Source organism: Wolbachia endosymbiont (group A) of Beris morrisii (assembly GCF_964028185.1).
In the GTDB taxonomy this organism is placed as follows: Bacteria; Pseudomonadota; Alphaproteobacteria; order Rickettsiales; family Anaplasmataceae; genus Wolbachia.
Genome location: NZ_OZ034760.1, coordinates 128,062 through 153,296, shown reverse-complemented (window position 1 = coordinate 153,296; position 25,235 = coordinate 128,062). Strand labels below are relative to the sequence as shown.

At 36.3% G+C, this 25,235-nt stretch carries 26 protein-coding genes, 1 tRNA gene and 3 pseudogenes; 9 read left to right on the top strand and 21 right to left on the bottom strand.

Annotated elements, in window-relative coordinates:
• Positions 1–188 precede the first annotated feature (188 nt).
• Positions 189–686 (top strand): annotated as a pseudogene (locus ABWU69_RS00840) (IS982 family transposase); the annotation flags it as partial.
• Positions 687–715: 29 nt separating this feature from the next.
• Here the strand turns inward: ABWU69_RS00840 and ABWU69_RS00835 are convergent.
• Positions 716–1,574, bottom strand: a protein-coding gene (locus ABWU69_RS00835; protein ID WP_353285192.1) for an IS630 family transposase whose coding sequence is annotated in 2 segments (ribosomal slippage) — positions 716–1,271 and positions 1,270–1,574 — 861 coding nt in all. Because the reading frame shifts where the segments join, the coding sequence is not laid out codon by codon here.
• Between the two features lie 62 nt (positions 1,575–1,636).
• On the opposite strand from ABWU69_RS00835, the pseudogene ABWU69_RS00830 reads away from it, so the two are divergent.
• Positions 1,637–2,011, top strand: a pseudogene (locus ABWU69_RS00830) (transposase); the annotation flags it as partial.
• A 7-nt stretch (positions 2,012–2,018) separates the two neighbouring features.
• Here the strand turns inward: ABWU69_RS00830 and ABWU69_RS00825 are convergent.
• The 5 genes from ABWU69_RS00825 to ABWU69_RS00805 form a co-directional block, all read right to left on the bottom strand.
• A complete protein-coding gene (locus tag ABWU69_RS00825; RefSeq protein WP_265034303.1) occupies positions 2,019–3,812 on the bottom strand; it encodes a reverse transcriptase/maturase family protein in 1,794 nt (597 codons plus the stop codon).
• A 557-nt stretch (positions 3,813–4,369) separates the two neighbouring features.
• Complete coding sequence (gene ltrA / locus ABWU69_RS00820; RefSeq protein ID WP_353284965.1) at positions 4,370–5,620, bottom strand: group II intron reverse transcriptase/maturase; 1,251 nt, start codon at positions 5,618–5,620, stop codon at positions 4,370–4,372.
• Between the two features lie 428 nt (positions 5,621–6,048).
• Complete coding sequence (locus tag ABWU69_RS00815) at positions 6,049–6,255, bottom strand: hypothetical protein (protein WP_353285191.1); 207 nt, start codon at positions 6,253–6,255, stop codon at positions 6,049–6,051.
• 8 nt (positions 6,256–6,263) lie between these two features.
• Positions 6,264–6,542, bottom strand: a complete 279-nt coding sequence (locus tag ABWU69_RS00810; RefSeq protein ID WP_265025942.1) for a hypothetical protein — start codon at positions 6,540–6,542, stop codon at positions 6,264–6,266.
• Positions 6,543–6,603: 61 nt separating this feature from the next.
• Positions 6,604–8,751: a ComEC/Rec2 family competence protein gene (locus tag ABWU69_RS00805; protein ID WP_353285451.1), complete on the bottom strand. Its 2,148-nt coding sequence runs from the start codon at positions 8,749–8,751 to the stop codon at positions 6,604–6,606.
• A gap of 98 nt (positions 8,752–8,849) precedes the next feature.
• On the opposite strand from ABWU69_RS00805, the gene ABWU69_RS00800 reads away from it, so the two are divergent.
• Both ABWU69_RS00800 and ABWU69_RS00795 read left to right on the top strand, forming a co-directional pair.
• Positions 8,850–8,926 (top strand) — tRNA-Met (locus ABWU69_RS00800).
• 553 nt (positions 8,927–9,479) lie between these two features.
• Entirely contained in the window at positions 9,480–9,608 is a 129-nt protein-coding gene (locus tag ABWU69_RS00795; protein WP_341812812.1) for a hypothetical protein, read from the top strand.
• Between the two features lie 77 nt (positions 9,609–9,685).
• Here the strand turns inward: ABWU69_RS00795 and ABWU69_RS00790 are convergent, their stop codons facing one another.
• The 6 genes from ABWU69_RS00790 to ABWU69_RS00765 all read right to left on the bottom strand — a co-directional run bounded on the left by ABWU69_RS00790 (position 9,686) and on the right by ABWU69_RS00765 (position 12,347).
• The gene (locus tag ABWU69_RS00790) at positions 9,686–9,919 is read right to left on the bottom strand and encodes a hypothetical protein (RefSeq protein WP_265025941.1); all 234 of its coding nucleotides are present in this window, start codon (positions 9,917–9,919) and stop codon (positions 9,686–9,688) included.
• A 4-nt stretch (positions 9,920–9,923) separates the two neighbouring features.
• On the bottom strand, positions 9,924–10,358 hold the full coding sequence (locus ABWU69_RS00785) for a hypothetical protein (protein WP_265034775.1): 435 nt from the start codon (positions 10,356–10,358) through the stop codon (positions 9,924–9,926).
• Positions 10,359–10,642: 284 nt separating this feature from the next.
• On the bottom strand, positions 10,643–10,792 hold the full coding sequence (locus tag ABWU69_RS00780) for a hypothetical protein (RefSeq protein ID WP_265025939.1): 150 nt from the start codon (positions 10,790–10,792) through the stop codon (positions 10,643–10,645).
• A gap of 105 nt (positions 10,793–10,897) precedes the next feature.
• On the bottom strand, positions 10,898–11,155 hold the full coding sequence (locus ABWU69_RS00775) for a hypothetical protein (RefSeq protein ID WP_265034777.1): 258 nt from the start codon (positions 11,153–11,155) through the stop codon (positions 10,898–10,900).
• Between the two features lie 60 nt (positions 11,156–11,215).
• Positions 11,216–11,347: a hypothetical protein gene (locus ABWU69_RS00770; protein ID WP_265034779.1), complete on the bottom strand. Its 132-nt coding sequence runs from the start codon at positions 11,345–11,347 to the stop codon at positions 11,216–11,218.
• A gap of 325 nt (positions 11,348–11,672) precedes the next feature.
• A complete protein-coding gene (locus ABWU69_RS00765; protein WP_320157466.1) occupies positions 11,673–12,347 on the bottom strand; it encodes a septal ring lytic transglycosylase RlpA family protein in 675 nt (224 codons plus the stop codon).
• Positions 12,348–12,373: 26 nt separating this feature from the next.
• Between ABWU69_RS00765 and murC the strand changes: the two genes are divergently transcribed.
• From murC to cgtA, 4 genes and pseudogenes are all read left to right on the top strand, one after another.
• Positions 12,374–13,888 carry a UDP-N-acetylmuramate--L-alanine ligase gene (murC, locus tag ABWU69_RS00760; RefSeq protein ID WP_265034782.1) on the top strand — a complete coding sequence of 505 codons (1,515 nt, stop codon included), beginning with the start codon at positions 12,374–12,376 and terminating at the stop codon, positions 13,886–13,888.
• 202 nt (positions 13,889–14,090) lie between these two features.
• Positions 14,091–14,207: pseudogene (locus tag ABWU69_RS08000) on the top strand (WPE palindromic element domain-containing protein); the annotation flags it as partial.
• Positions 14,208–14,332: 125 nt separating this feature from the next.
• Positions 14,333–15,610 carry a phosphopyruvate hydratase gene (gene eno, locus ABWU69_RS00750; protein ID WP_265034785.1) on the top strand — a complete coding sequence of 426 codons (1,278 nt, stop codon included), beginning with the start codon at positions 14,333–14,335 and terminating at the stop codon, positions 15,608–15,610.
• Entirely contained in the window at positions 15,598–16,620 is a 1,023-nt protein-coding gene (gene cgtA / locus ABWU69_RS00745; RefSeq protein WP_265034787.1) for an Obg family GTPase CgtA, read from the top strand. The genes eno and cgtA overlap by 13 nt, the downstream gene beginning before the upstream one ends.
• Before the next feature lie 7 nt (positions 16,621–16,627).
• Here cgtA and ABWU69_RS00740 read toward each other — a convergent pair whose 3' ends face one another.
• Both ABWU69_RS00740 and ABWU69_RS00735 read right to left on the bottom strand, forming a co-directional pair.
• On the bottom strand, positions 16,628–16,780 hold the full coding sequence (locus ABWU69_RS00740; protein ID WP_265034789.1) for a hypothetical protein: 153 nt from the start codon (positions 16,778–16,780) through the stop codon (positions 16,628–16,630).
• A gap of 149 nt (positions 16,781–16,929) precedes the next feature.
• Positions 16,930–17,058 (bottom strand): hypothetical protein, encoded by a 129-nt coding sequence (locus ABWU69_RS00735; protein WP_265034791.1) that lies wholly within the window; start codon positions 17,056–17,058, stop codon positions 16,930–16,932.
• Positions 17,059–17,164: 106 nt separating this feature from the next.
• Here ABWU69_RS00735 and fumC point away from each other — a divergent pair, with 106 nt between their 5' ends.
• Complete coding sequence (gene fumC / locus ABWU69_RS00730; RefSeq protein WP_265034793.1) at positions 17,165–18,559, top strand: class II fumarate hydratase; 1,395 nt, start codon at positions 17,165–17,167, stop codon at positions 18,557–18,559.
• A 4-nt stretch (positions 18,560–18,563) separates the two neighbouring features.
• Here the strand turns inward: fumC and ABWU69_RS00725 are convergent, their stop codons facing one another.
• The 7 genes from ABWU69_RS00725 to ABWU69_RS00695 all read right to left on the bottom strand — a co-directional run bounded on the left by ABWU69_RS00725 (position 18,564) and on the right by ABWU69_RS00695 (position 25,173).
• Complete coding sequence (locus ABWU69_RS00725) at positions 18,564–19,445, bottom strand: Rpn family recombination-promoting nuclease/putative transposase (protein ID WP_265034794.1); 882 nt, start codon at positions 19,443–19,445, stop codon at positions 18,564–18,566.
• Between the two features lie 160 nt (positions 19,446–19,605).
• On the bottom strand, positions 19,606–19,839 hold the full coding sequence (locus ABWU69_RS00720) for a hypothetical protein (RefSeq protein WP_265034796.1): 234 nt from the start codon (positions 19,837–19,839) through the stop codon (positions 19,606–19,608).
• A 111-nt stretch (positions 19,840–19,950) separates the two neighbouring features.
• Complete coding sequence (gene ispG / locus ABWU69_RS00715) at positions 19,951–21,231, bottom strand: flavodoxin-dependent (E)-4-hydroxy-3-methylbut-2-enyl-diphosphate synthase (RefSeq protein WP_265034798.1); 1,281 nt, start codon at positions 21,229–21,231, stop codon at positions 19,951–19,953.
• Between the two features lie 16 nt (positions 21,232–21,247).
• Complete coding sequence (locus ABWU69_RS00710; RefSeq protein WP_265025927.1) at positions 21,248–21,880, bottom strand: TRP75-related protein; 633 nt, start codon at positions 21,878–21,880, stop codon at positions 21,248–21,250.
• A gap of 204 nt (positions 21,881–22,084) precedes the next feature.
• Complete coding sequence (locus ABWU69_RS00705; RefSeq protein ID WP_265034799.1) at positions 22,085–22,615, bottom strand: HlyD family secretion protein; 531 nt, start codon at positions 22,613–22,615, stop codon at positions 22,085–22,087.
• 172 nt (positions 22,616–22,787) lie between these two features.
• A complete protein-coding gene (locus tag ABWU69_RS00700) occupies positions 22,788–24,893 on the bottom strand; it encodes an FtsK/SpoIIIE family DNA translocase (RefSeq protein ID WP_353285190.1) in 2,106 nt (701 codons plus the stop codon).
• 4 nt (positions 24,894–24,897) lie between these two features.
• A complete protein-coding gene (locus ABWU69_RS00695) occupies positions 24,898–25,173 on the bottom strand; it encodes a YggT family protein (protein WP_341818369.1) in 276 nt (91 codons plus the stop codon).
• Positions 25,174–25,235: the final 62 nt, after the last annotated feature.

Here is a 25,235-nt window from a genome sequence, read left to right as displayed (position 1 = left end):
AGCCAGCGAGTTACTTGTTAAGTACTTTTCCAACAACCCCTCTCCGAACCACGCATGATCGTTTCCGTATCACGTGGCTCTCCAATAATCTAACGTTTTAAACGCTAACTATGGATTAGAAAGAGAATAGAGAGAGGAAGAGAAATAGGGTAAACTCCAGTATTTTAGCGATAATAGGAGGTTACCCAATGAATAAGAATATAACAGAATTGTTCTGTTTTGTAGATGATTATTGTAAAATAATAGATGAAAATTTTGCAAACAGACTATTGTCTAATGGTAAAAAACCTACCAGAGTGCCAGAAATAACGTATTCTGAAATTATAACAATAATTCTACTATATCAGCAATCTAGATATGAAAATTTTAAATCATTTTATCAATACTATCTAAAGTTATTACATAAGTCAGACTTTCCAACACTGCCTTCATATGATAGGTTTGTTGCGTTAAAACCGCGAGTTCTATGGTATTTAGCAATTCTGCTACAATGGTTATGTGAGCAAGCAAAAAATACAGGCATTTCCTATATTGATTCAACACCTATTGCAGTATGTCACAGAAAGAGAATCTCAAAAAACAAAGTTTTTGTCGGAATTGCTGAAATAGGAAAAAGCACTTATGGTTGGTTTTATGGTTTCAAATTACATATGGTAATCAATGAAAAAGGTGAAATTCAAGGGGTTATAGCATTTCTCATAATAGTCCGAACAGGTCATAGGAAGGCAGAATCAACAGCACGACGAAAGGATTCGAATAGAGGAATGTTTTTCCTGGCTCTGTTTTTTATAGCAAACCAATAATGCTCAATTTTGTTGAAATCTGGAGAATATGGAGGCAGATACAAAATTTCTGCACCAACTCCTTTAGCAAGCTCGATAATCTTATCAGACTTATGAAAAGTAGCATTGTCAAGAATGACAGTTTGTCCAGGTTCCAAGATTGGTGTCAAAAATTGCTCAAACCATCCATTAAAAACATCCATATTACAGTGGCCTTCAAAGGTTAATGGAGCAACTATCTTTCTTCTACTTAAGGCTGCAACCATACTGATTCGTTGAGTTTTCTTTCCAGATTTTAGGGCATAAAACCGCTGTCCTTTCTGGCAATACCCATAGGGGTAGTCTTCAGTGTTATCAATGCCAGACTCATCTATATACACTAAGTTTTTAGGTTCTTTTGTCGCTATAACCCTTGCAAATTGAGCTCGCTTTTCCTCATTTCTTTCTTTATACCCGTAGGTCTTTTTTTTCTTATGAATCCTATATTTTAAGTGCTCGATGAATCGTTTGTCTACTAATATTGCCCCAAAGCTTAGCCATCTCTGACTGAGTTCTACCACCTTGCTCATTTGCAAATTCGGTAAATGCATTCCAGTCGGTAATTTTATGGTTATAGCCCACGCTTCCAGGCTTTTTTGACTGAAAATCTCCCGTTTTCTCACTTCTTTTCTTCCACTCATATAAAGTTGTTTTTCCAATCTTAAATCTCTTGGCAACAGTTTCTCCACTCTCTCCTTCATCCAATGCTTCCATTACCTTTTTCCTTAAGTCATAACTATATGCTGCTGGCATGCTTACCATCACTACTATAAATCCATATCTTACCTTTTTTGGACTATTATGAGAAGTGCTATACTTTGACAAAAGGTAATGTTGACGATAGGAAACCAGTTCCAGACCTGACTAAAAAATTAGCGGGTTTATTATTTGGAGATAAAGGCTATATTAAAAAAGATCTATTTTTAAAACTACTCGATAGAAATCTCAAGCTTGTGACCAAGATAAAAAAAGGTATGAAAAATGCATTAATCTCGCTAAATGAGAAGATTTTTCTGAGAAAAAGATCTATCATTGAAACCGTCTTTGGTTACCTAAAAAACAGATTAGAAATTGAGCATACCCGCCATAGATCTCCTATTAATTTTTTAGTTCACATTTTTTCCACCCTTATTTCATATTCTTTAAAACGGAAAAAACCTTCTATTTCCAACACTTTCTTTGTCTCCTAATCCATAGTTAGCGTTTTAAGGAGTCACCATCATATTTTCCATATTGGATTTTCTTATGGCATTCATGACAAACAACAAGAGTTTTCCTCTGTCGTTCAATCATTCTCTTTTTCCATTCCGGTAGTTCAGTATTACGTTTACCTAGCAAATCAGCAAGTTTACGTACGTGATGTACTTCAATCTGCTCTTGTGATTTACATAATTCACAAGTTTGTGCCAATAGTCTTTGCTCTATTTCACTACGCTTATTCCATATTGGTATAAGGTTATCACTTATGCTTACCCATTTATTCCATTTTAGCGACACAGCACCAAAGTGTGTAATTAATGGTATCTTTGATGGTAAACGATCTACTCTGATTTGGATGACTTTTCGTTTTTCACCTTCATCGTTTTCAATCGTCGCACCAAATTTTCTATAAATTTTCCTGCAAGTTGTTTTGTATTTAGATGCTAAAGTCTTTACTAATGATACTTCCATCACATATTTCAGATAACTTAGTGTGTGAAGGTTGTAGGCCATTTTATAGTATTGTACAATTCCTCGATATTCAGTTTGATACTGAGCAACAATACTGTAAGCTGTATCAATTGTACGTTGAGGTAAATGTATCGGTTTACCACAACGCATATATTCAGAACACTTTTTCTGCTTTATATGATGTGGTACACGTAACCCAATACTACCGTTAATACATCGTTGTGTCCGATGATCATGTTTGTCATCTGCATGCAAAACATGTATTTCATAACCCAAAAAATTGGCTTTGCTATCACACGCATGTGTAATAAACGTTTTATCTTCATTAAGCATAAGTTTGAGCTCCTCATTGAGAAACCCAGCAATCTCATTCTTAATTTGTTCAGCTTCATTCTTTGGTCCTGCAAACCCTACCAGAAAATCATCAGCATACCTAACATACCAAAGACGTCGATAATTTAGATCGCAAGAATCCTTAGATGGCATACCCTGCACTAATTGACGCAGTTGTTTTGCTTGATCCCAGTTCCCTTGTTTTCTCATCATCGATACTTGCATGGTTAACCTTAAATATTTTGGATTTGTCCTTCTTCGCTTACCTCGGTTATTTGCTGGTATTAGTATATGCTCCACATGTTTATCTAACCGATCGAGTAATATGTTACTCAGAATTGGACCAATAATAGAACCTTGTGGTACCCCACTATGACTCTTATTGTACTTCCAATTTTCCATATATCCTGCTTTTAGCAGTCGATTGATTAGCTGAATAAAACGGTTATCTTGGAAGCTTTCACTCAGTATTTTCAACAACATAGTATGATCAATTGAGTCATAACATGCACTGAGATCTCCCTCTATAAACCATTTTGTACCTCTGCCTTTTTGCATTACTGCTCTTAATGCAGTGTGGCATCCACGCTTTGGTCGAAATCCATGTGAACATTCACTAAATTTAGGCTCATAGTAGGCTTCCAATATTAATCGGATTACTTCTTGAAGTAACTTATTTGACCATGTTGGCAACCCTAACGGCCTGCGTTTACCACTCTTCTTTAAAATATAGATACGTTTTACTGGTGTCCACCGATATCGCTCATAGCGTAAATCCTCTATGATTTTATCGATTTTCTCCAAAGACATACCATCAACTGTTTCAGTTGTCACACCTTCTGTCATAGCACCTTTATTACGACAAAGTTTGCCATACGCTCGAAGGTAAAGATCACTCTGATAAAGTAGGCGATATACGTTTTTAACCGGCAAATTTCTTTGTCCACGTTCACGTATAATGTTAAGTATTGTTTCAGCTTTCCGCATCTTGCGTACCTCCCAATTTCAACATTCAATTATCTGTCACCCTTTGCCCTGTATGTGGCTTTCCCACACTCCCCGGTGATTCGTTACTTTCACGACTACTACGATGACTCCGTAACCATAGAACTCGCGTTCCTTAGGTCATCCCATGTTCCGTCACTAAGAACTGTTCTAGATCAACTTAGGTTTTCCATTCATCCTCTTAAATAAGTTCACTACTTATCGTTCTACAGCCAGAATGTCACACAAACGAAAGTTTAATCTGTGCTTACCGTAGACATGGGGTTTTAAATGCGATACCCATGGATGTGAAGTCCCACCCCTGAAGATTAGAATTCAAGCAGTTTAGCTTTAACCATATTGATCAGGTGTTGCAAGCCGTTATCTTATACATCTTCAGATAACTCTCGCTTTACATACATGCTCTTGTCCTCCTTCCCTTTCGGGTTAAAGTTAGTTGTTCACCTCGAGGCCATTTATTCTGAACCCCGCTTAGCTCCGCTAAGTATTTCTTAATGCGTACCACGGCGCACACTCGCATCTCATAAAGCTCCCACTAATCATTGCCCTAGTCCTATACTTAATTTCCAGTGTACAAAAAGATTTGGTCTACTCTTTGCGATTCTTTCTAGTAACTTAGCTGCTTTGGTTTTATGCCCACTCAGCTTCTTATACTTTGTCTGAAACCACTTCCTGAGTTTTCTATTAAACATTCTTATTATGTCCTCTAGCGCAGTTATGTGATACTTCCCGTAATAGTTAAACCAACCCCTTAGAATTGGATTACATATTCGTGATATATCTTCTATTTCCAAGTTTGTTCTTCTAGCAAATTTCCAGCCTCTAATTTCTTTTCTCATCTTTTTCAAACTTTCTTTACTTACAGTCGGAGTAAAACTTACAAATAAACTACCATCTTTTCTATTTCGTACAAGTCTTTTTCGAAATTCGTACCCAAGGAATGTGAATGATACATTCTCATGATTCTCCTTCCGCTTTCCATCTTGACAATAGATAATTTTGGTCTTTGTATGTTTTATTTCCAATTTACAAATCTTCAGTCTCTGTTCAAGTTGACTCAAAATTAGTTGTGCTTGGTTCTTGCTTACACAATGTATAACACCATCATCAGCATATCTTGCCCACTTTATACTTGGATATTCTCTCCTCATCCATACATCAAAACTATAGTGCATAAATAGGTTGCTTAAGATAGGACTCACTACACCTCCCTGCGGTACTCCGCTGAGACGCTTTATCTTTGTTCCATCTTCAAGCTGTATATCTGCATCTAGCCATCTTTGTATGTATAAGAGAACCCATTTGTTTGCAGTGTGTTTTCTGACTGCTTTCATCAGTAGATTGTGGTCTATGTTATCAAACATTCCCTTGATATCAAACTCTATTAACCAATTTTGGTCGAAGCATCGCTTCCTGGTTTGTCCTATGGCATCTAATGCCGATTTATTTGGCCTATAACCATATGAATCTTCATCAAATACCTTCTCAAGCTCTGGTTCTAAAACACTTCTTACAACTTCCTGTGCTATACGATCGGAGACAGTTGGTATTCCAAGTGTCCTTGTCCCTCCATCTGTCTTAGTTATATCACAAGCCTTCACTGCGGGTGGAAAATAACTACCAGATGATAGCCTATTCCATAGCTTGTAAAGGTTCTTGCTTAAGTCTTGATCAAACTTTTCAATTGTTAGATCATCAATACCTGCTCCTCCTCTGTTTTCTTTAACTCTTTTATAAGCCAAAAACACTAGAGATTTTGGTATGTCAAAAGGCTTTGTTCGTTCAATCACTTTCATCCTCCTACAAGTTGAATGATTTACTAAAGTCGACTAGCTTAACCCCTTCGCTCCATGGTCATTACAACCACTTCTTCACTACTACGAGTTAATCCGCCCCAGTGATTTGTATCGCTACTCTAAAACTTGAGGATTAGCCTCTTGCTTATCTCGCTTTGCATCAAATCGACTGGTTCCTGCAGTTCCTTATCAAAGCCCAGATCAGACTCACGCCACCTTTATGCCGAACACCGCCTACACAGTAGTCAGGTTCCCTGTACGCTTTTAAGAGGAGAACGACTCACTCCCCCTTTCGATGTTCACTTCCCTTTTCGACACGTTCATCAGTGGTTCACTCACGTTCGTCTTTCTGATCCACACCTTCCAGCTTATATGCTGATTTTTCCTTAACGCTTATGACCCTATCTCTTGAATAGAGCCACTTAAGGTGGCTGCTCCTGAAAACCGATTTCGAAGGACCTTCCTTCATCTTCAATAAAGCTTCTCACAAACATTACTTTGTTTGTTACTGCAGCACACAGTCGATAATTTGGATCGCAAGAATCCTTAGATGGCATACCCTGCACTAATTGACGCAGTTGTTTTGCTTGATCCCAGTTCCCTTGTTTTCTCATCATCGATACTTGCATGGTTAACCTTAAATATTTTGGATTGACCCTATCCACTCTGAGAAGTGATTATCTTCTCTTGCTTCCAACCAAGCAATACCTAATTCATACCATCTGGGTAGGGCCACTATAACAGGCTGAATAGAAAAGGCAGTAAATGCTATAAGAGTAGCAATGGTACTTGCTATCGATATAGTACCAGAATACTTTCTTATAGAGCTCAAAATTCTACTGGGCTGGTCAGAAAGTTTTCTAAATCCTAAAAAATCAAAATAGTCTTTGAAAGGATCTTTAGTGTCTGTAACCATAACATTTTTCTAGTTTAAATTTATTTAGGTATACATTAACCAAACCTTAAAATCAAGTTTCTTAATTTTTCAACATGTGCCAAGGCCTATTGGAGCGCACTTTATTAATCTTTATGTAACGATTTGTTAACCAAATTGCATGTGTTTCTAAATCGGCATATTTGATAGTTTTAGTATTACAAACTGAATAGTCGAATTCACTTAATTGAATTATTAAGTCAACTTTATCACAATTTTCTAGAATATCTTCTTTTTTATAAGCTAGCAACACTGACTTATTATTTCCTTTATTATATATGCAGCCATAATCGTTACATTTTAGCCTTTTATCTGAGTTATTGTATTTTTTATGATTCAAAATTTGGTTCTGCCCATTTTGCTTTGCCCATGTTTTGACAACAAAGTTCCTATTTTTTCTGGTGAGAGAATATAGTAAGTTGTCACTCTCCTTTGCAGCAACATTATCAGCACTTATCAAGATATCAGGAGTTCTATACATAGCACTAGAGAAAATACCCAGCACAATAAAGAAAATTCCGAAGAAGCGCCAATTTCTTTCCCACAAGCACAGCCATAATAACCCAAATGTTATTATAATAATTGATGAGGCAGGAAAAGTGCGAATGGGAATAACCAAATACTGAAGACTAGCGATAGCGTTTGTTATATACAAAATACTGTCAATTGGGTGCTCTATAAATGGCGCTATAATCCATTCAATACCTAAAGGAATCAACAAAACATAAATTATTCCAAGTGGAATAATAATTAATGTAACTATTGGTATAGCAACTAAATTTGTGATAATGCCACTAATTGAAAAATAATTAAAATTGTATATCGTGTACGGAACAGTTGCTAAACTTGCTATTACTGAGCTGATCATTATCGATACAAAATATTTCATTATTTTTATTTTGAACAATTTATTAGCATTAATTTGATAACTGGCAACCAGTGCCAAAACCGCAGAAAATGACATCTGAAAGCCTGGCTTTAAAATTGCTTCTGGTTCTACTGAGAGTATCACTGAAGCAGCAAACGCAATTGCTATTAACCCTCGATATTTTCTCTCTATCATTATTGCAACAAGTACTAAAATCACCATGATGTAGGCACGCTGAGCAGAAATTTGCATACCGGTAATCAACAAATAAAACGTGGTTGGCAAGATGGTAAGGAATGCAGATATTTTCTTGGTGTTATACTTAAGAGTTAAAGTTTCAGATGTTGCAAATAAATTACGAAACACTACAAAAAACAGGCCAGCAACAAATGATAAATGCAAACCAGATATGGCAAACAAATGTGCTATACCTGAATCTCGTATCGCATCCATAGTTTTTTGGTCTATTCCGTCCTTTTTACCGATCAGTAATGCAGAAATTATGTCTGCATGTGGTTTTTTGATATTTTGCTGCAGGTTTTCATAAATATATTGACGGAAAGATTCTATATACTCTAGAAATTTCCTTGCTTCAGCCTTTTTGTGCAAAGCTATTTTGCTTGTTGCAAAACCTGTTGCACTTATTTTCTGGTAATATGCTATTCTTGCAAAATCATATGCATGCTCCGAGGGCGCAATCTTTAGAGGGAAGAGTTTTGCTGATAATTTTACTTGATCGCCTATTTTAATGCCTTTTTCCACTTTGGTTCTAACTGATATTCTGATGTTATCTAGAGCTCTATCCGGTGTCATTCCAGCACGTGACGCTGGAATCCATATCTTTTTTTTCTGGATCCCAGTATCAAGTACTGGGATGACAGAAGAGGGCGCTGGGATGACAGAAGGGGGCACTGGGATGACAGAGGAGGATTCTGGAATGGTGGAAGGCTTTGTAATAGAAAGCAGAAATTGTTTATATGAGCCCCTGTCATTAATATCCTTCACTGTGGCAACGATATCTTTTACATATCTCTCTTTATCAAGAATTTGAGTATCAACTAAAGCTGTTCTTAATTTACTAGCTGTAAACCCTATGAGCACTGCAATTAAAGCGATACATAATATCGCGTACCTTTTATACAATATTGCAATCAGAATTAGTGTGGGTAAAAGCAAAAGAAAAATAGATATGGTAAAAGTGCAGCTTGGTTCAAAACTTAGGGAAAAATAGGTTAAAATCCCTACACACTGACACACAGGAAACCATAGTATCAAGTTATATTTTTCATTGTGTAGGTTATGACGTATATAACTAACTATTATGTCAAGAAAAGTTAATAAATACACAAAATATACACCATAATGTAATTTTATTCTTTTATTTTCTATTATTGTATATATAATAACTAAATAAGCAACGACGCGGGATGGAGCAGCTCGGTAGCTCGTCAGGCTCATAACCTGAAGGTCGTAGGTTCAAATCCTACTCCCGCAACCATTTTCCAACTGTGCGAATATTGTGGTTTCAGGTAGAAACTACTTGACAAGCCTCGCCAGCCCCCTTATCATGAAACTGAAGCTATTGTATTTGCTTTCGCCAATCTGCAGATTAAAAGGTAAGGATTACTTAATGTATCGGCGTCTTATGTTCAATTTTTTGCAGTATATAGATACTGTATGTCTTTACAAAACTTCATCTACATCTAGATTTTTATCTAAATAAGCTGAACGCGCTTATAAAGCGTTACAAGACATCAAAAAATGCCAATACTCGACAGAGATAGTAAAAGACTAGCTAACTCGGGGATTCTTTGTCTTTTTTTCTGCTTAGTAAATTTCTTAAACATTTGCAGCGTAAGTTAGTTGCAATTAAAAGCGGCTGAATCTCGCTTATCAAGCGTTTAAAACATAAAAAACGCCAATATTTTAAAGCGGATAATAACCCCAGGGCTTCTTTTGCCTTTTTTTTCATTTGGTAAATTTCTTAAATATTTATGGCTAAACAACAACCGTCATCCCTGTAAAAGTCAAGTAATTCGTCATTCCGCTACGTGTTAGCGGCTAAGAGATACCGTGACGGTATGACGGTTCGCGGCGGCATGACAAGAAAGGAGCAGCAGGATGACGCCTCACCATGTCATTCCAGCGCGTGGCACATATCTGTACGAACATTGTTATAGTAAGAGTTCAAGAAAGATGTCATCTGGAATCTTGTTCCAATGTTAAATGACACAAAGTTGAAAAAGTAGAGCAAGAATTACTTACAATTCAATAATTCTCCAAAATCAATTATGTTTGAAAAGTAATCACTATCTATAACGTCATCACTCACACCATTAACGTGAATAAGAACTGGACGGCATGAAAAGCCTTTTGGACGCTTTAGTGTATCTATTTTCTTTTGTACTTCTTGTATTATTGAATGACCGATTTTATTTTTTGAAAATTTGATTTCGCAAATGTAGAGGGTGTTAAACCTTGTTTGAATCATGTAATCAATTTGACAACCAGCACCTGTCTTCCTCTGAAAAAATGGATTCTCGCTCATCAATTCCTAAGATATTATGTATGCTCTTTCTATTGTTCAGCACCAAATTTTCAAACTGAAGTCCAATCCACTCTGGCAGGGACGTGAATAACCCTATAGAGTAGGTGTCACGATTAATTTTTCCTAGATTTTTTTCAATATATTTTAGATAAAACCTTAAATAATTATCTTGAAGTCTGTACCTTCTGAGTCGTGAATCAGTACCAGTTTTTATATTCCAAGTGTGATCCCTTGCAATAAAACCAGCAAGCTCCAGCTCATGTAGATACTCAGAAATGCGTCCGTGTCTTGCAATGTTTAAAGCAGTACAAATTTCCTCCTGTTCTTTAGCCCCAGTAGAAAGAGCTCTCACTATTTGCTTATAAAAAGCTGTTTTTCGCATGAATAGATCTGAAAATATTTGGTCAAACTCCTCAACTAAAAACCCACCTTTTGTAAAACAAAGCTTTTTAATATTTTCTTCAGCACCATGTTTAAAATTTACCTCTTCTAAATATTTTGCCGGTTACTGCAAGCACCTTAAACTTTTCGTATGCTGAAATATTTTTTGGCCAAAATCTGTTGCAATCAGAAAGTCCCGAGTGTTAAAGTCAACGATATTCTTCCTACAAAACCAGTACTACTAAGTATGTTTTCAGGATGAAACAAACAACAAAAACTAGCTTGTTATAGCTGTGTATCCCAAAAATTCTTTATTTTTCCTAAAAAAGTTGGATCTTTTGAGCCCATCCAAGAAATTTCATCAAATAGCAATAATATTTTCCCTGATAGTAGACGTTCACCAACTGCCCATACTCCAGTCATCATATCTAGCAAAAAAATTGTCTAGCAACTTGTCTAGAAAATTCATTAAGTTGGTGGGATGTTGTAGTATGCTTTTCTGGTGGCAAACCTGCAAATGAGTAATGTTGTTCGAAATACTTACCAAACTCTTGAATTAAACGACTTTTTCCTATACGACGTCTTCCTTTGACTACTACAAAAGAAGCAGTATTTTTTTCTGTAAGTTCCAGTAGTTGCTTTTTGCCTACCAATAAATGATGGAGACATAAAATACAAAATATAAATCTTTGTCTCCATTATACATGATGAAATTGGAGACGTAAATAAGTAAATTTTGATCTTTGTCTCTATAATGCTATAGCTAAACTGACTTACGACAATTTGAAAAACCGTCATCCCGCTACGTGTTAGCGGGATCTAGAGATACCGTGACGGTATGACAAGGGAGAACAGTTGCTACGTGTTAGCGGATGAGATACCGCGAATGAATCCATATCTGTACGAACATTCATTTTTGAAGGTAAACTGCACAGCAAATGGTGTCATTCCAGTGCTTGACACTGGAATCCAGCCTTGCCGTAATCTCATCAAGAACGTTGTGTTTTAACATAAGATCAGCCACTTTTATGCTTATCAACTTAGTGCCCAATCAAAATTCCTGGATCCCAGTGTCTGGGCACTGGGATGACATCCTTCTGGTAGGCTCAAATTGTAATGTTCGTACAGTTGTGGAATGAATCACGGTATGACGGTTTGCGGCGGCATGACGATAACCTCGTCATCTTGCTACTAGTTAGCGCCGCGGCGGTATAGCTATAAATTGTTGATATCTTTTTTATATCACATTTTTAACTTACAATAGTTAGCCAGCGTTTCTTACATTAACCAAATCTTTCAAATTCTGCACTCACCACTACCTATAACTCACTTTCACACAATATTGATTGTTCTTAAAAAGCAATCTAACATTTTTCATTCCTTGATTACGAAGCTTCGATGCAGCTGATTTAGCAGCCTGAGCACTTTTAAAAAATGCGACATATCCCTTACTTTCTGCACTGTCTTGTTTTGGGTGACGTTTCTGCATTTCTTTTTCATATTGCTTTCTGTAATGAGGAGTATTTTGTATCAATTGTTCTGACATCTTTCTTAGGTATTGGACTTTTACCTTTGCAAGCCCTACTTTATGAAATCCTAAGACTTGAGCTGCTTTTTCTGATAAGTCTATTATTCTGCCTTCAATAAATGGTCCTCTATCGTTAACCCTTGTAACAAGCTTTCTTCCATTTTCTAAATTAGTGACAAGAACAAAGCAGGGTAAAGGCAAAGTCTTATGCGCTGCAGAGATCAAGTGGCGGTTAAACACTTCACCATTTGCTGTAAGCGTGCCATGATCTTCTATTCCATACCACGATGCTATTCCTATTTCTTCGTGATGTTTACAGTTTTTTGGGTGATAAGTTATACCATTTATTGTGTAGCTGCTGCCAATTTTATAATGACCTGCAGTGCAATTAAACCTGTTGCTAAAACTGCAGCTACTTATCAAAACAAATGTTAGACATAGAAAGGTTAGGTTTTTTATCATTGTATTCGGTAAGAGGGTTCGATACTATGAGGATTTTAAATTATACTATAATAAATTTAGTAATGAGTAAACATCTACTGCTAAATATTAACAAAACTCAAAAAGGAATAATACATATTATTGGTATAGGTGGAATCGGAATGAGTGCCATTGCTGAAATTCTCCATAATTCCAATTACAAAGTTCAAGGCAGTGATGCGCAGTCAAACGACAATGTAGATAGGTTACAAAAGCTGGGTATAGAAGTTTACATTGGTCACAATGCTGATAATATAAGCCAAGCTCAAATAGTTGTACATTCTTCTGCGATAGAATCTGATAATGTGGAGTTAATTGCGGCAAAAAATAACAATAAAACCATTTTGCATAGATCAGACATACTTGCTGAACTTTTAAGAGATAAATATGTGATAGCGGTTTCAGGTTCAAGTGGTAAGACAACGACAACGGCAATGATTGCTTCCATTTTTGATCATTCTAATATCGATGCAACTGTAATTGTGGGAGGAATACTAAATTCATACCAGAGTAATTCAAGACTTGGAGGTAGTGGCATTTTTTTAATCGAAGCTGATGAATCAGATGGAACTATGCTAAAAATTCCTGCAAATATTGCTGTCATAACGAGTATTAACGACGATCATATGGATCATTATGGTACATTTGACGATATTAAAAATGCGTTTTCTCAGTTTATAAGCAAAGCAGATTTTGCAGTTTTGCCTGATTCTGTAGGCATTAATTATGATGCAAGTAACTCTATGATGTTTGGATTTGAGGGTGCCAATATTAAAGCTGTTAATATTAAGCAGCATGCTAACAGCATAGAATTTGATGTATTGAACAACTGGATTCCAGTATCAAGTACTGGAATGACAGAAGAACAGGTGTCATCCCATCACCTTCTGTCATCCCAGTGCCTGACACTGGGATCCAGAAACATAAAAAATGTAATACTAGCAAACGCAATAGGGATGCATAAGGTCAGCAACGCCTTAGCTGCAATATCAGTTGCGATAAAGCTCGGAATTAGCGATGCAGACATTAAAAAAGGCCTTTTTGAATTCAAAGGAGTAGCAAGAAGATTTTCTTTAATTGCCGATATTAAGGGTGTTAAGCTAATTGAGGATTATGCTCATCATCCAAACGAAATACAAGCAACTTTAACAGCAGCACGTTCGATTACCAAAGGAAAGATAATAGGAATTATCGAACCACTTCGTTTTGCTCGCATTCGTAATTTTTTTGATGAATTCATACGAATTTTCATGATATTTGATTATGTCATCCTCACCCCTGTTCATCCCCCAGAAGACAAGCCTATTCCTGGTTGTGGGATTAATGATATACAAGAAGCTTTAATCAGTAATGGGTTTGATAGCGTAAAAATCATGAATGATTCTCTACTCATTTCACATTTTATTAGTGATTCGACAAGTCCAGGTGATATAGTATTATTTATTGGTGCTGGTAGTAATATAGCTAAATTGGCAAAGGAAGCTGCAAAGCTCATAGCAGAAACTATACAAACGTCTAGTTAAGCTATAGAATAAACGCAAGTACTGGTGTCATGAAAGTAGCTGACACTGGAATCTAGTCAATTATATATATGGAAAATGAATTTAATTGAGAAAAAGAATCCGGACCGGGAGGATTTATATGATAAAATTGTGTAATAAGGCTGGATCCCAGTGTCGAAGCACACAACTGTACGAACGTTGCGATATGGGGGTAACTTCCACTAAGAATGATGTCATCCCAGTGCCCAGACACTGGGATCCAGAAAACTTAATCGTAAATGAGCACACCAGGTGGCTGTATAGTAAAAGCTGGATTCCAGTGTCAAGCACTGGAATGACACCATCCGCTACTCAAATTACCTGTATATTGCAATGTTCATACACTGAAATGTTACAGCGCTGGGATAACATCTTCCGAGACAGAACGTTCCGTGCACACAATTGTGAATCTAGTAAAGGGTTAATATGATGAATAAGATAATCAACAACGTATTTGCAAGAGAAATTTTAGATAGCAGGGGTTACCCCACTGTTGAGGTAGAGATTGAGCTCTGTGATGGAGCAATAGGCAGAGCATCTGTACCTTCTGGAGCTTCAACCGGTAAATTAGAAGCCTTGGAACTCAGAGACCAAGATGAGAAAAGGTATTGTGGTAAAGGAGTGCTGAAAGCTGTTCAAGCTGTAAATGGGATAATAGCAGATGAAATCATTGGAATGAATGCAGCGGACCAAAATGCAATTGATAAAGCATTAATTGAACTAGATGGAACAAAAAATAAATCTAAACTTGGAGCAAATGCAACTTTGGGTGTGTCTCTTGCGGTTGCAAAAGCAGCAGCAAACAGTTTCAAAATACCGTTGTATAGATATTTGGGAGGAGAGCAGATGAGTGTTATGCCGGTTCCATTCATTAACATAATTAATGGTGGAGTACATGCAGACAATAAGCTCAATTTCCAAGAATTCATGATTCTTCCAGTCGGTGCTGAGACTTTCAGTGAAGCAATCAGAATATCTGCGGAGGTGTTCCACAACTTACGTAGCATTCTTAAGAAAAAAGGTTATAGCACAAACGTAGGAGATGAAGGTGGTTTTGCACCAAATATTGAAAGTACTGAAGAAGCACTTGATTTGATCATATACGCTATAGAATCAGCAGGTTATTCAGCGCAAAATCACTTTGCACTAGGCCTTGATGTTGCTTCATCTACTTTTTATGAAGATGGAATTTACAAATTTGAAAACAGAGATCTTACTTCAGAGAAATTGGCTGAATACTATTGTGACCTTGTGGAAAAATATCCAATAATTTCTATAGAAGATGCAATGAGTGAAGACGATTACGAAGGTTGGAAATTACTTACTGCAAAATTGGGGAGTAAAGTTCAATTAGTAGGGGATGATTTGTTTGTTACAAATTGTGAACTGATATGTAAAGGAATAGAGGAAAAAATGGCAAATGCTGTACTGATCAAGCCAAATCAAATAGGAACGTTAACAGAAACTTTTGCTGCTATTGAAATGGCAAAATCAAATGGCTATAAAGCTGTTATTTCTCATCGCTCAGGTGAAACAGAAGACACAACAATATCTCATATAGCAGTTGCATCAAATTGCGGGCAGATAAAAACCGGGTCGCTATCGCGTTCTGATAGACTCGCGAAGTATAACGAGCTAATGAGAATAGAAAGCGCATTAGGAAAGGATGCTAAATATTATCGTGGGTTAGCATGGGTTTTATAGACGAAGTAAAATTGTGTTTAAAAGCCGGTGACGGTGGTGACGGCTGTGCAAGTTTTCGTCGAGAAAAGTTCGTTGAATTTGGTGGTCCAAATGGTGGTAATGGAGGAAAGGGTGGAAACATAGTTTTCATCAGCGACGCTAATCTCAACACTTTGCTTCATTTTCGTTATAGAAGACACATTAAAGCAGATAGTGGGAAAAATGGTGCAGGCAGGGATAGATCTGGCACAGCAGGGAAAGACGTTATACTTCGAGTTCCAGTCGGTGCACAAATAATTGATGAAGAAAGTGAAGAGATAATAGTCGATCTTGACAAGCCTGATATGGAATTTTTAATAGCACAGGGTGGAAAAGGTGGACTTGGAAATACTAATTTTAAATCTTCTACTAATAAGGCACCAAGACATTTTACTTACGGTCAGCCTGGCAAAGAAAAACATGTATTGTTAAAACTAAAAGTTTTATCAGATGTTGGAATTATTGGCATGCCAAACGCAGGTAAATCAAAATTTTTGACTCGCTGCTCAAATTCCGATACAAAAGTAGGCGATTATCCATTTACCACCGTAAGACCCCACTTAGGTGTGGCAAAAGTGGATGATAGCGAAGTTGTAATAGCAGATATTCCTGGAATAATTACTGATGCTCACCTTGGAGTTGGGCTCGGACATAAATTTTTAAAGCACATAGAAAGGTGTCAAATTTTACTTCATTTAATTGATGCAACTCACGATGATGTTATTTCAGCTTATAATTGTACACATAATGAGCTGGAGCTTTACGATAGTGATCTTGTTGAAAAAGAAGAGATTGTAGTATTAAACAAATGCGACTTATTGAGGGAAGCAGAAATTCTGGAAAAGAAGAATCACCTAACTAATTATCTTAATAAAAAAGTGCTGTGCTTATCAATTAATGGTGATTTACAGCCTATTTTGAGATTATTAAGTAAAAAATTGAAAAAGAGTAATTTTAAGGAAATCGATGTATATGATCCTTTTAAGATGTGAATTTCATTTATTTTATCATATAACTAGAATATATTTGTACGAACATTGTTTTTGAAGGTGATTTGCACAGTAAATGGTCAGCGCGTGACGCACAACTGTACGAACATTTGTTTTTGTTAAACACAACAAATGGTGTCATTCCAGTGTCAGCTACTTGCATCTACCACACAACTGTACGAACATTGCAATTTGCAGGCAATTTGCGTGGCAGATGGTGTCATCCCAGTGCTTGACACTGGGATCCAGCCTTTTCATAATCATCAAAACGTTGTATTTTAACATAAAACGGCTACTTTTATGCTTACCAACTTAATAAAATTCCTGGATCCCAGTGTCAAGCACTGGGATGACATCATAGGGGCGCTGGGATGACACCCTCCTGCTAGACAATGTTCGTACAGTTGCACATCTACCATGCAAGTTACCTGAAAATTGCAATGTTCGTACACTTGACTACTTGGATCTAGTATGATTTAATTAACCAAAAAGTAGGCATGAAAAAATTATATAGTGAACCAGTTTGCATGATGCTAAGAAGGAAAATATGGATAGAAAAACGAGAATAGAATCAGACAGCTTAGGGGAAGTAAAAGTACCAAGTGAACATTACTGGGGAGCGCAGACTCAGCGTTCTTTAGAAAATTTTAAGATTGGCACAGAAAAAATGCCAGAGCCTCTGATTAAAGCATTAGCAATAGTAAAACTTGCAGCAGCACGTGTTAACATGAAGCAGGGTAGCATAGATAATAAGGTAGGGGACGCAATCTGCGCAGCCACAAGGGAAGTAATAGATGGCAAATTTAATAATGAATTTCCGCTTGTTGTTTGGCAAACCGGATCCGGAACGCAGACTAATATGAATATGAATGAAGTGATCAGCAATCGCGCAATAGAGATTTTAGGTGGTAATTTGGGTAGTAAATCTCCAATACATCCAAACGATCATGTGAATTATGGTCAGTCGTCAAATGACACCTTTCCAACAGCAATGCATATAGCAGCAGCAGAGCAAATAAACTGCTTGCTTATTCCAAATCTTGAAAAATTGCATAAGGTGCTGGATAATAAGGTTCAGGAATTTAAAGATATAATAAAAGTAGGACGTACTCATCTGCAAGATGCAACGCCCCTAACACTGGGACAGGAGTTCTCTGGCTATGCAGCCCAGATTAAAAAGGGGATAGAGAGAGTAAAATCAACTTTAAGTGATATATATGAGCTTGCACAAGGTGGCACTGCAGTTGGCACGGGACTCAATACTAAAAAGGGTTTTGCTGAAGATTTTTCAAGCCAAGTTGCAGAAATTACTAACCTTCCATTTACTTCAGCAGGCAATAAATTTGAAGCGCTAGCAGCAAATGATGCTTTAGTTGAGCTCAGTGGAACACTCAATACAGTAGCAGTCAGTTTAATGAAAATTGCAAATGATATAAGGTTGCTTGGTTCTGGTCCAAGATGCGGAATTGGGGAAATAATGTTACCGGAAAATGAGCCTGGTTCTTCAATTATGCCAGGTAAAGTGAATCCAACTCAGTGTGAAGCGGTGACTATGGTATGCACTCAAGTTATGGGAAATCATGTTGCTGTAACAATTGGTGGCTCAAGTGGTCATTTTGAACTGAACGTGTTTAAGCCAGTGATAATTTACAATGTTTTGCAGTCTATAAGACTTTTAGCTGATGCAAGTTTAAATTTTACAGAAAAATGTGTAGTTGGTATTAAAGCAAATGAAGAGAGGATAAAAGATTTACTGAATCAGTCGTTGATGTTGGTCACTATATTAAATACGCATATAGGGTACGACAATGCAGCAAAAATAGCGAAGCTTGCTTATAAAGAAAATATCACTCTAAAAGAAGCAGCAGCAAAACTTCAACTGCTCACTGAGGAGGAGTTTGAAAGGATAGTGAAACCAGAAGAAATGGTAAATTATTTGTAACCGCTCACAAATTTCCACTTAATTCTTCAATCTCACTAATAGAAAGGCCAGTAAACTTGACAATAGTGTTGACATCAACATTATTAGCCAGCATTGCTTTTGCGACTTCAATTTTCCCTTCCTCTTTACCAATTTTTTTACCTTTTTCAGTAGCAAGATCAAGTCTGTATTCAAGAATAGCTTCTTCTTTGCGTAGATCCATTATCCTTTCTTCGTAAGCTACTAAATCTTTTTCGTTCCAACGAAACTTATCTAACTCATCATATGCTAGCTTTATTATTGGTGCTTTTTCTGCTATCTCTTTTAAGTCCTCTTCTGTTGTTTCTTCTGCGTATTTAAAAAAGAAACACCACCTTTCTACTATACTTTCTAGCTGCTCTACTTTACTTTTTGAAAATTTGGGCAATTCTATAAAGATAAATTGAAAATCTTTTAAGTAATGTCCATTAGTTTTTATATCACGTATATTATGAGTAGAGATATAACCAACTTCTTCAGGAAGTAAGTTACAATTTGATATAGCAATAAAGAAGACTTTCTTTAAATCAATGTAGTTGCCAGATTTATCTAATTGTCCTGAATAAGCCTTAGCAGCATACAGTTGGGCACGTTTCTCAAAGCCCTTGTCTCTAGCGAGCTGCATTTCTGCTATATATCTATTTCCGTGAGAATCCTTGCAGAGAACATCAACAATACTTTGTTTATCAGAGGCAACTTCGGGATCCATAATAGTGCTAAGAAACTCAACTTCTTGTATTGCATTTATCTCAGTAAACCCTAAAATATCGTTCAAAAAGTGGATCAGGATATTCTTATTTTTTTCCGTTCCAAAGATTTTTTTGAAACACAAATCATTGCGAGGATCGAGAAATTTTGAAAGAGCCATGGCAAAAATGCTTGAAAATATTAATAATTATACACTATTATTAATAATTATTCAATCATATTTTTGAAGATAGCTAGTTTCTGTATTTACTTTAAATTGAAGAAAGCTCAAATGAAAGATCGTGTTTTGCTAAAAATCACAGAATGCAGTCTGGTTACAATTATTTATCACTAGTGCCTAAAGTGATCTCCTTTATCCTCTCATCTGCTAATATTTTTAATTTCTCACCATATCTATAATAATTTCGCTTTATAACGTATAACTCATCAGCAGAAGAAGAATCTAATTTAGGGTAATATTCGTAATTGCAATTTTCTTCGATGTCCTCAATGCTTATAGATGATGCTAAAAATGGAGACAAAACTAGTAGTAAAATAAGTAAAAAGCTTTTCATATCAATTATTTAAACTCAATTGTGTTATAAATATATTAATAGCGAAAAAAGAAAAACAAGGTTTAATTTTCTTTTTTATTTGCGATTTATCTATTAATTAACCGTGAAAGGTTACGTGTAATGCTCCTTCACATAATTATCAATAATTGCCTTAAATTCTTCAGAGACATTATCACCTTGTAAAGTTTTGAAATATTTGCCGTTTTTGTAGACTGCTGAAACAGGTTTTTCTCCATATCCAGGCAAGCTGATTCCCAAATTTGCGTGTTTGCTTTCTCCAGGACCATTTACTATGCATCCCATAACAGCAATGCTCATATGCTCTACACCTGGATTTTTTTTCTTCCACATCGGCATATGAGTTTTTATATAGCCATTCACCTCTTCAGTTAATATACGAAAACGATCGCTACTCGTGCGCCCACAACCAGGACATGAATTAACCTGAGGGTTAAAGTGTCGCAAGCCTATAGACTGCAATATTTCCTGACACACCACCACTTCATTAGTACGCGATTCACCAGGACGTTGAGTCAAAGAAGCCCGTATGGTATCTCCAATGCCATTTTGCAATAAATAAGTAAGCCCTGCTGCGGTATTTACCACACCTTTATTGCCCATACCAGCCTCAGTTAAACCCAAATGCAGTGCATAATTGGAAGATTTTGCAAGTGCCGTATAAACTAAAATTAAATCTTGTACTTTGCTAACTTTACATGAAATGATTATTTTGTTTGAACTTAGACCAATTTCTTCAGCTTTTTTTGCACTATCAAGAGCAGACATTACAAGTGCTTTGCGCAGTATAACATCAGAAGGCCTTGAATTACTAAGCGAAGAGTTTTCATCCATCAGTTTTTGTAAAAGGTATTTATCAAGACTACCCCAATTTACTCCAATTCTAACCGGAAGAGTATGCATTATTGCATACTCTATAACCCTTTCAAACTTCTCATCACGTTTGTGGCCAAAGCCTATATTGCCTGGATTGATTCTAATTTTACCCAGCATTTTGATGTTGTCTGGATAATCTTGAACTAATTTATCTAGCTCATACTGACCACAGCCTACCAATATTTTACCGTCAAAACCTTCTTTATTTATCTCTTCTACTATATAAGGTATTGCTCTTGCTACCTCCTCTGAATTCAAAGCAATCCGTACTAACTCTGAACCTGCACGTGCTAGTTCTGTTATCTCTTTTGCATAATGTTTTGCGCTACTTTTTATATTATCAGAATCTATATGCACGCCAAGCGCCATAGATTGTACAACTACAGGATTATTTCCACCTATCTTTACTTTTCCAACTTCTACAACATGAGTTTTGTGCCTGGAAATCGGCGATAATTCATATGCATCATCATTCAATATTAGGTCTTTATCTAGCATATTATTAATTGTGATACTATTTTACTGTGTCAGCTACACTGCCAAATGAACTCGAACCATTCAAACTATAAGCATCTACGTTATCCAAATTAGCAATAGAATCATGTGAACATGTTCTTTTTGATGGAGTTTTTTTTATAGTGATATTCATAGGAGAAACTTTTTTTTCTCGTGTTGAAGTAATTTTTTTTCCTTCTTGTTCATGCTGCTCACTTTCATACTGCTTATTTTCATACTGGGAAACTGGCTCTTGATCTATAAATACAGCACCCCTTAAACGCGCGATATTAATACCATGCTGATTTATCATAGCGCTCTCTTCATCGTCGACTATGCAAGCTTCCATGTCATTTGGCTCATTATCAAGACTAGCAATTTTTTTCTCTTTTAATTTTTTGATTAGATCTTCTTTATTTATAGCTCGATCTTGTGACTTTTTTTTCTTGAGCAATTCCCTACGCTTCTCATACAGTTTATATGACTCAGCAAAATCCTCATCTGTATGAAAGTTTGCACCACCAGGGTTACCAGGAGGTATGTATTTCTTACTGAGCTTTACCTTAGACTTAGCTTCAGCACTATGCACAGTAAAAAAGCTAGAAACCAAAAACATTAATATAAACAAAACTTTAGAAAAAATCCTAAGCATATGGTGCTATAGTAAATATCGTGTTTTAAAAGATAGCAATTAACAAACTTTAAGTAAACCAGAATCTTTACTAACTTTACAATAATATGTCACAAATATTTTTCTAAAAAGTGATATGTTTGCTATCAAAAAACCTACATAGGCTAAGAGAAGAGTAAGGTGTTACAAGCTATGTAACACCTTCTTAAGAAGAGTGTTATGCAGCTATATAGTTTGCACTTTTAAGTTATTCTGTAGTTTTTCAGTACCATCGGTAGTATCTACATTACTAAGTTTTGCTTTTGGTGTATCTTGATCAAGCGAGTTCTTTTCTTTCTCCCTCTCAAGCTTAACTCCCTGATAGATGCAGAATGCAACAAAACAAGTTATCGCTGTTACAGCAACAGCAGTGGCTATGGTACAAATTAGTAGTGTTTTTTCTTGTTCTCCTACTGCTTCTGTAAGTGTTTCCACTTTTTCTTCCACGTCTGCGAGTCTTTCTTGCAAACCGTCTAAATACTTTTGTATACTTTCGAACCGTTCAGCATCGATCTTTTGAGTTGCCTGCAATTCCTCTAACCTGCTAAATGCAATTTGAAGTTGATCAGCGTTGATCTGTTGACCTTTTTGCAATTTTTCTAGTGCACTGAATGCCTTTTGAAACTGCTCAGCATCCACCTGTTGAAGTTTTTCTAGTGCTTTTATTGTCGATTCATTAGAACCGAAAAAAAAATCATGAAGCCAATTTGTTGACATTTTTACCCCCTAGTTAATTAATATATTATAATTTTACATTCCCAATGTTTAAATTATTATTAAATTAACTGTCATTATGTATTGACCTTTTAATAATTTTGTTTGACTTGCTTTTTGAAAGTGCGGAAACTTAAATTAAGGTATTTACAAGGTTGCAAAAAAAGAAGCCCTGTTATTCAACCAATATCTCTCTCTTCCCTGAGTAATTTGGAGCGCTGATAATACCTTCCTTTTCCATTCTTTCAACGATGTTTGCAGCTCTGTTATAGCCTATTCTAAGTTGTCGTTGAATGTAACTGGTTGAAACTTTTTGATCTCTTTGAATGATGGCCACTGCTTGGTTGTAAAGGTCGTTTTCTTCATCCTCTGTTTCACCTTCTGATTCCACAGAAGAATTTTCATCTTCTTTGGTGATTTCCTCCATGTAATTCGGCTCACCTTGCATTTTCAGATGATCAACTATATCTTGCACCTCATTATCACTTACAAATGGGCCGTGAACTCGAATGATCTTACCACCAGAGGCCATATAGAGCATATCACCCATGCCGAGCAATTGTTCAGCCCCTTGTTCGCCAAGTATTGTGCGGCTATCTATCTTAGAAGTAACAGCAAAACTGATTCTTGTTGGAAAGTTTGCCTTTATCACACCTGTTATCACATCCACGGATGGACGTTGTGTTGCCATTATGATGTGTATTCCTGCAGCACGAGCCATCTGAGCTAAACGTTGAATAGAGCACTCTATTTCTTTACCGGCAACAAGCATTAGATCTGCCATTTCATCCACGATCACTACAATATATGGAAATGTCTCCATCTTGATTGGTATTTTTTCAAACAAAGGTTTGCCTGTTGTTGAATTAAAGCCAATCTGCACAACGCGCTCCAATTCTATTCCACTATTCATCGCTTCTGTGATTTTCTGATTATAGTTTATTACGTTGCGCACATTCAAATACGACATCATGCGATAACGATTTTCCATTTCTTTCACTATCCACTTAAGAGCGACTACAGCCTTTTTTGGCTCTGTTACCACTGGCGTTATTAGATGCGGTATTGCATCATATATCGAAAGCTCAAGCATTTTGGGGTCGATCATTATCATCTTACATTCATCAGGACTTAATCGATAAACGAGTGAAAGAATCATAGTGTTAATCGCAACTGATTTACCCGACCCTGTGGTTCCAGCAACAAGCAAGTGGGGCATTTTAGTCAGATCTGCAATAACTGGTTTTCCGCTTATTTCCTTGCCAAGCGCAATTGGAAGATTTAAGTTTGCATTCTGGTATTCTGGGGATTCAAGCAAATCACGCAGCATTACAATTTCTCGTTCCTTGTTCGGCAACTCTATTCCCATAGCATTTTGCCCACGAATTATTGAAATACGTGCAGAGAGTGCACTCATTGAACGTGCAATATCATCTGCAAGGCCAATCACTCTTGCAGATTTCGTGCCAGCTTGTGGTTCAAGTTTGTATAAAGTCACAACCGGCCCATAGCATACACTGATAATTTTTCCTTGCACGCCAAAATCACTCAGGACTTGTTCCAGCAGAGATAAATTTTTATTGCTCTCCATTTTATTCAGCTGCTTTCTCTGCAAAGACTCCTCTGCTTTAGAAAGTAAATGAATGCTTGGAAACTCGAACTCACTGGAAGGTTTAAAAATTTCTTCGGTCTGTCTTTTTCTTGGTTGTTGTTTAGTAATTCTATGTTTTTCTTCTACTATTAATGGTGCAACTGAATATTCAGCAGTTTTATGTGATCTGAAGAATGGAACATTTACAAATAAGCAAGCTATTTTTTTACATAAGAAGAATAGAGAGTAAATTGTTCTCTTCCAACCAACCGATCCTATAAGACCTATTGATGTTACTATCACAAATACATAAAACGGGCAGTTATTAATTAGTGCATTCCCTATTATTCCACTGTGTCTGTACCTTGCAGTGATGCCTAGCGAAAGTTGTGGTAGTATAGCACATATCCCTAAATTGATTAATATTAAATAGAGAATTTTTAGCAGCCTTTTTGATGGCCTGAAGATCAACAAGTAAACTATGGTTGTAGCTATTGTAACACTAGTTAATCCAAGAAATTGAACCAATATATCAGCTAAATATGAACTTACTATTCCACCTAAATTTGTCACTTCCTCATTTGTAGCTGTGTTTAAGGAAGGATCTTTATAGTTGTAGCTAAAAACTGATATATATATATATATTAAGAGTGATAGATATACTGCTGCTTTTAGATATCTTTTTAGCATCTACTTAAAAGTAGTAATTCATTGTATATTGTACAAAGCGAATTGCTATTAGCAATATCATTATAGATAAATCTAATCCGTTGAACGGTGGTATGTATCTTCTGATAATTTTTAGTGGTGGATAAGTCAACTGATTCAAGGTGCGCATTATGCGATTGACAGTATCATTATACACGTTCACTATATTAAGCCTAATCAGCAAATCTAGGATAATCCAACATATTAGAATGAAGCTATAAAAATCAAGTAACGTGTTGAGTAGATATATGATTGGATGCATAGCTTTGCTTTAATTGACTATATTGCACTTGTATTACATGAAAGGTTAAAAATCAAGTCTTG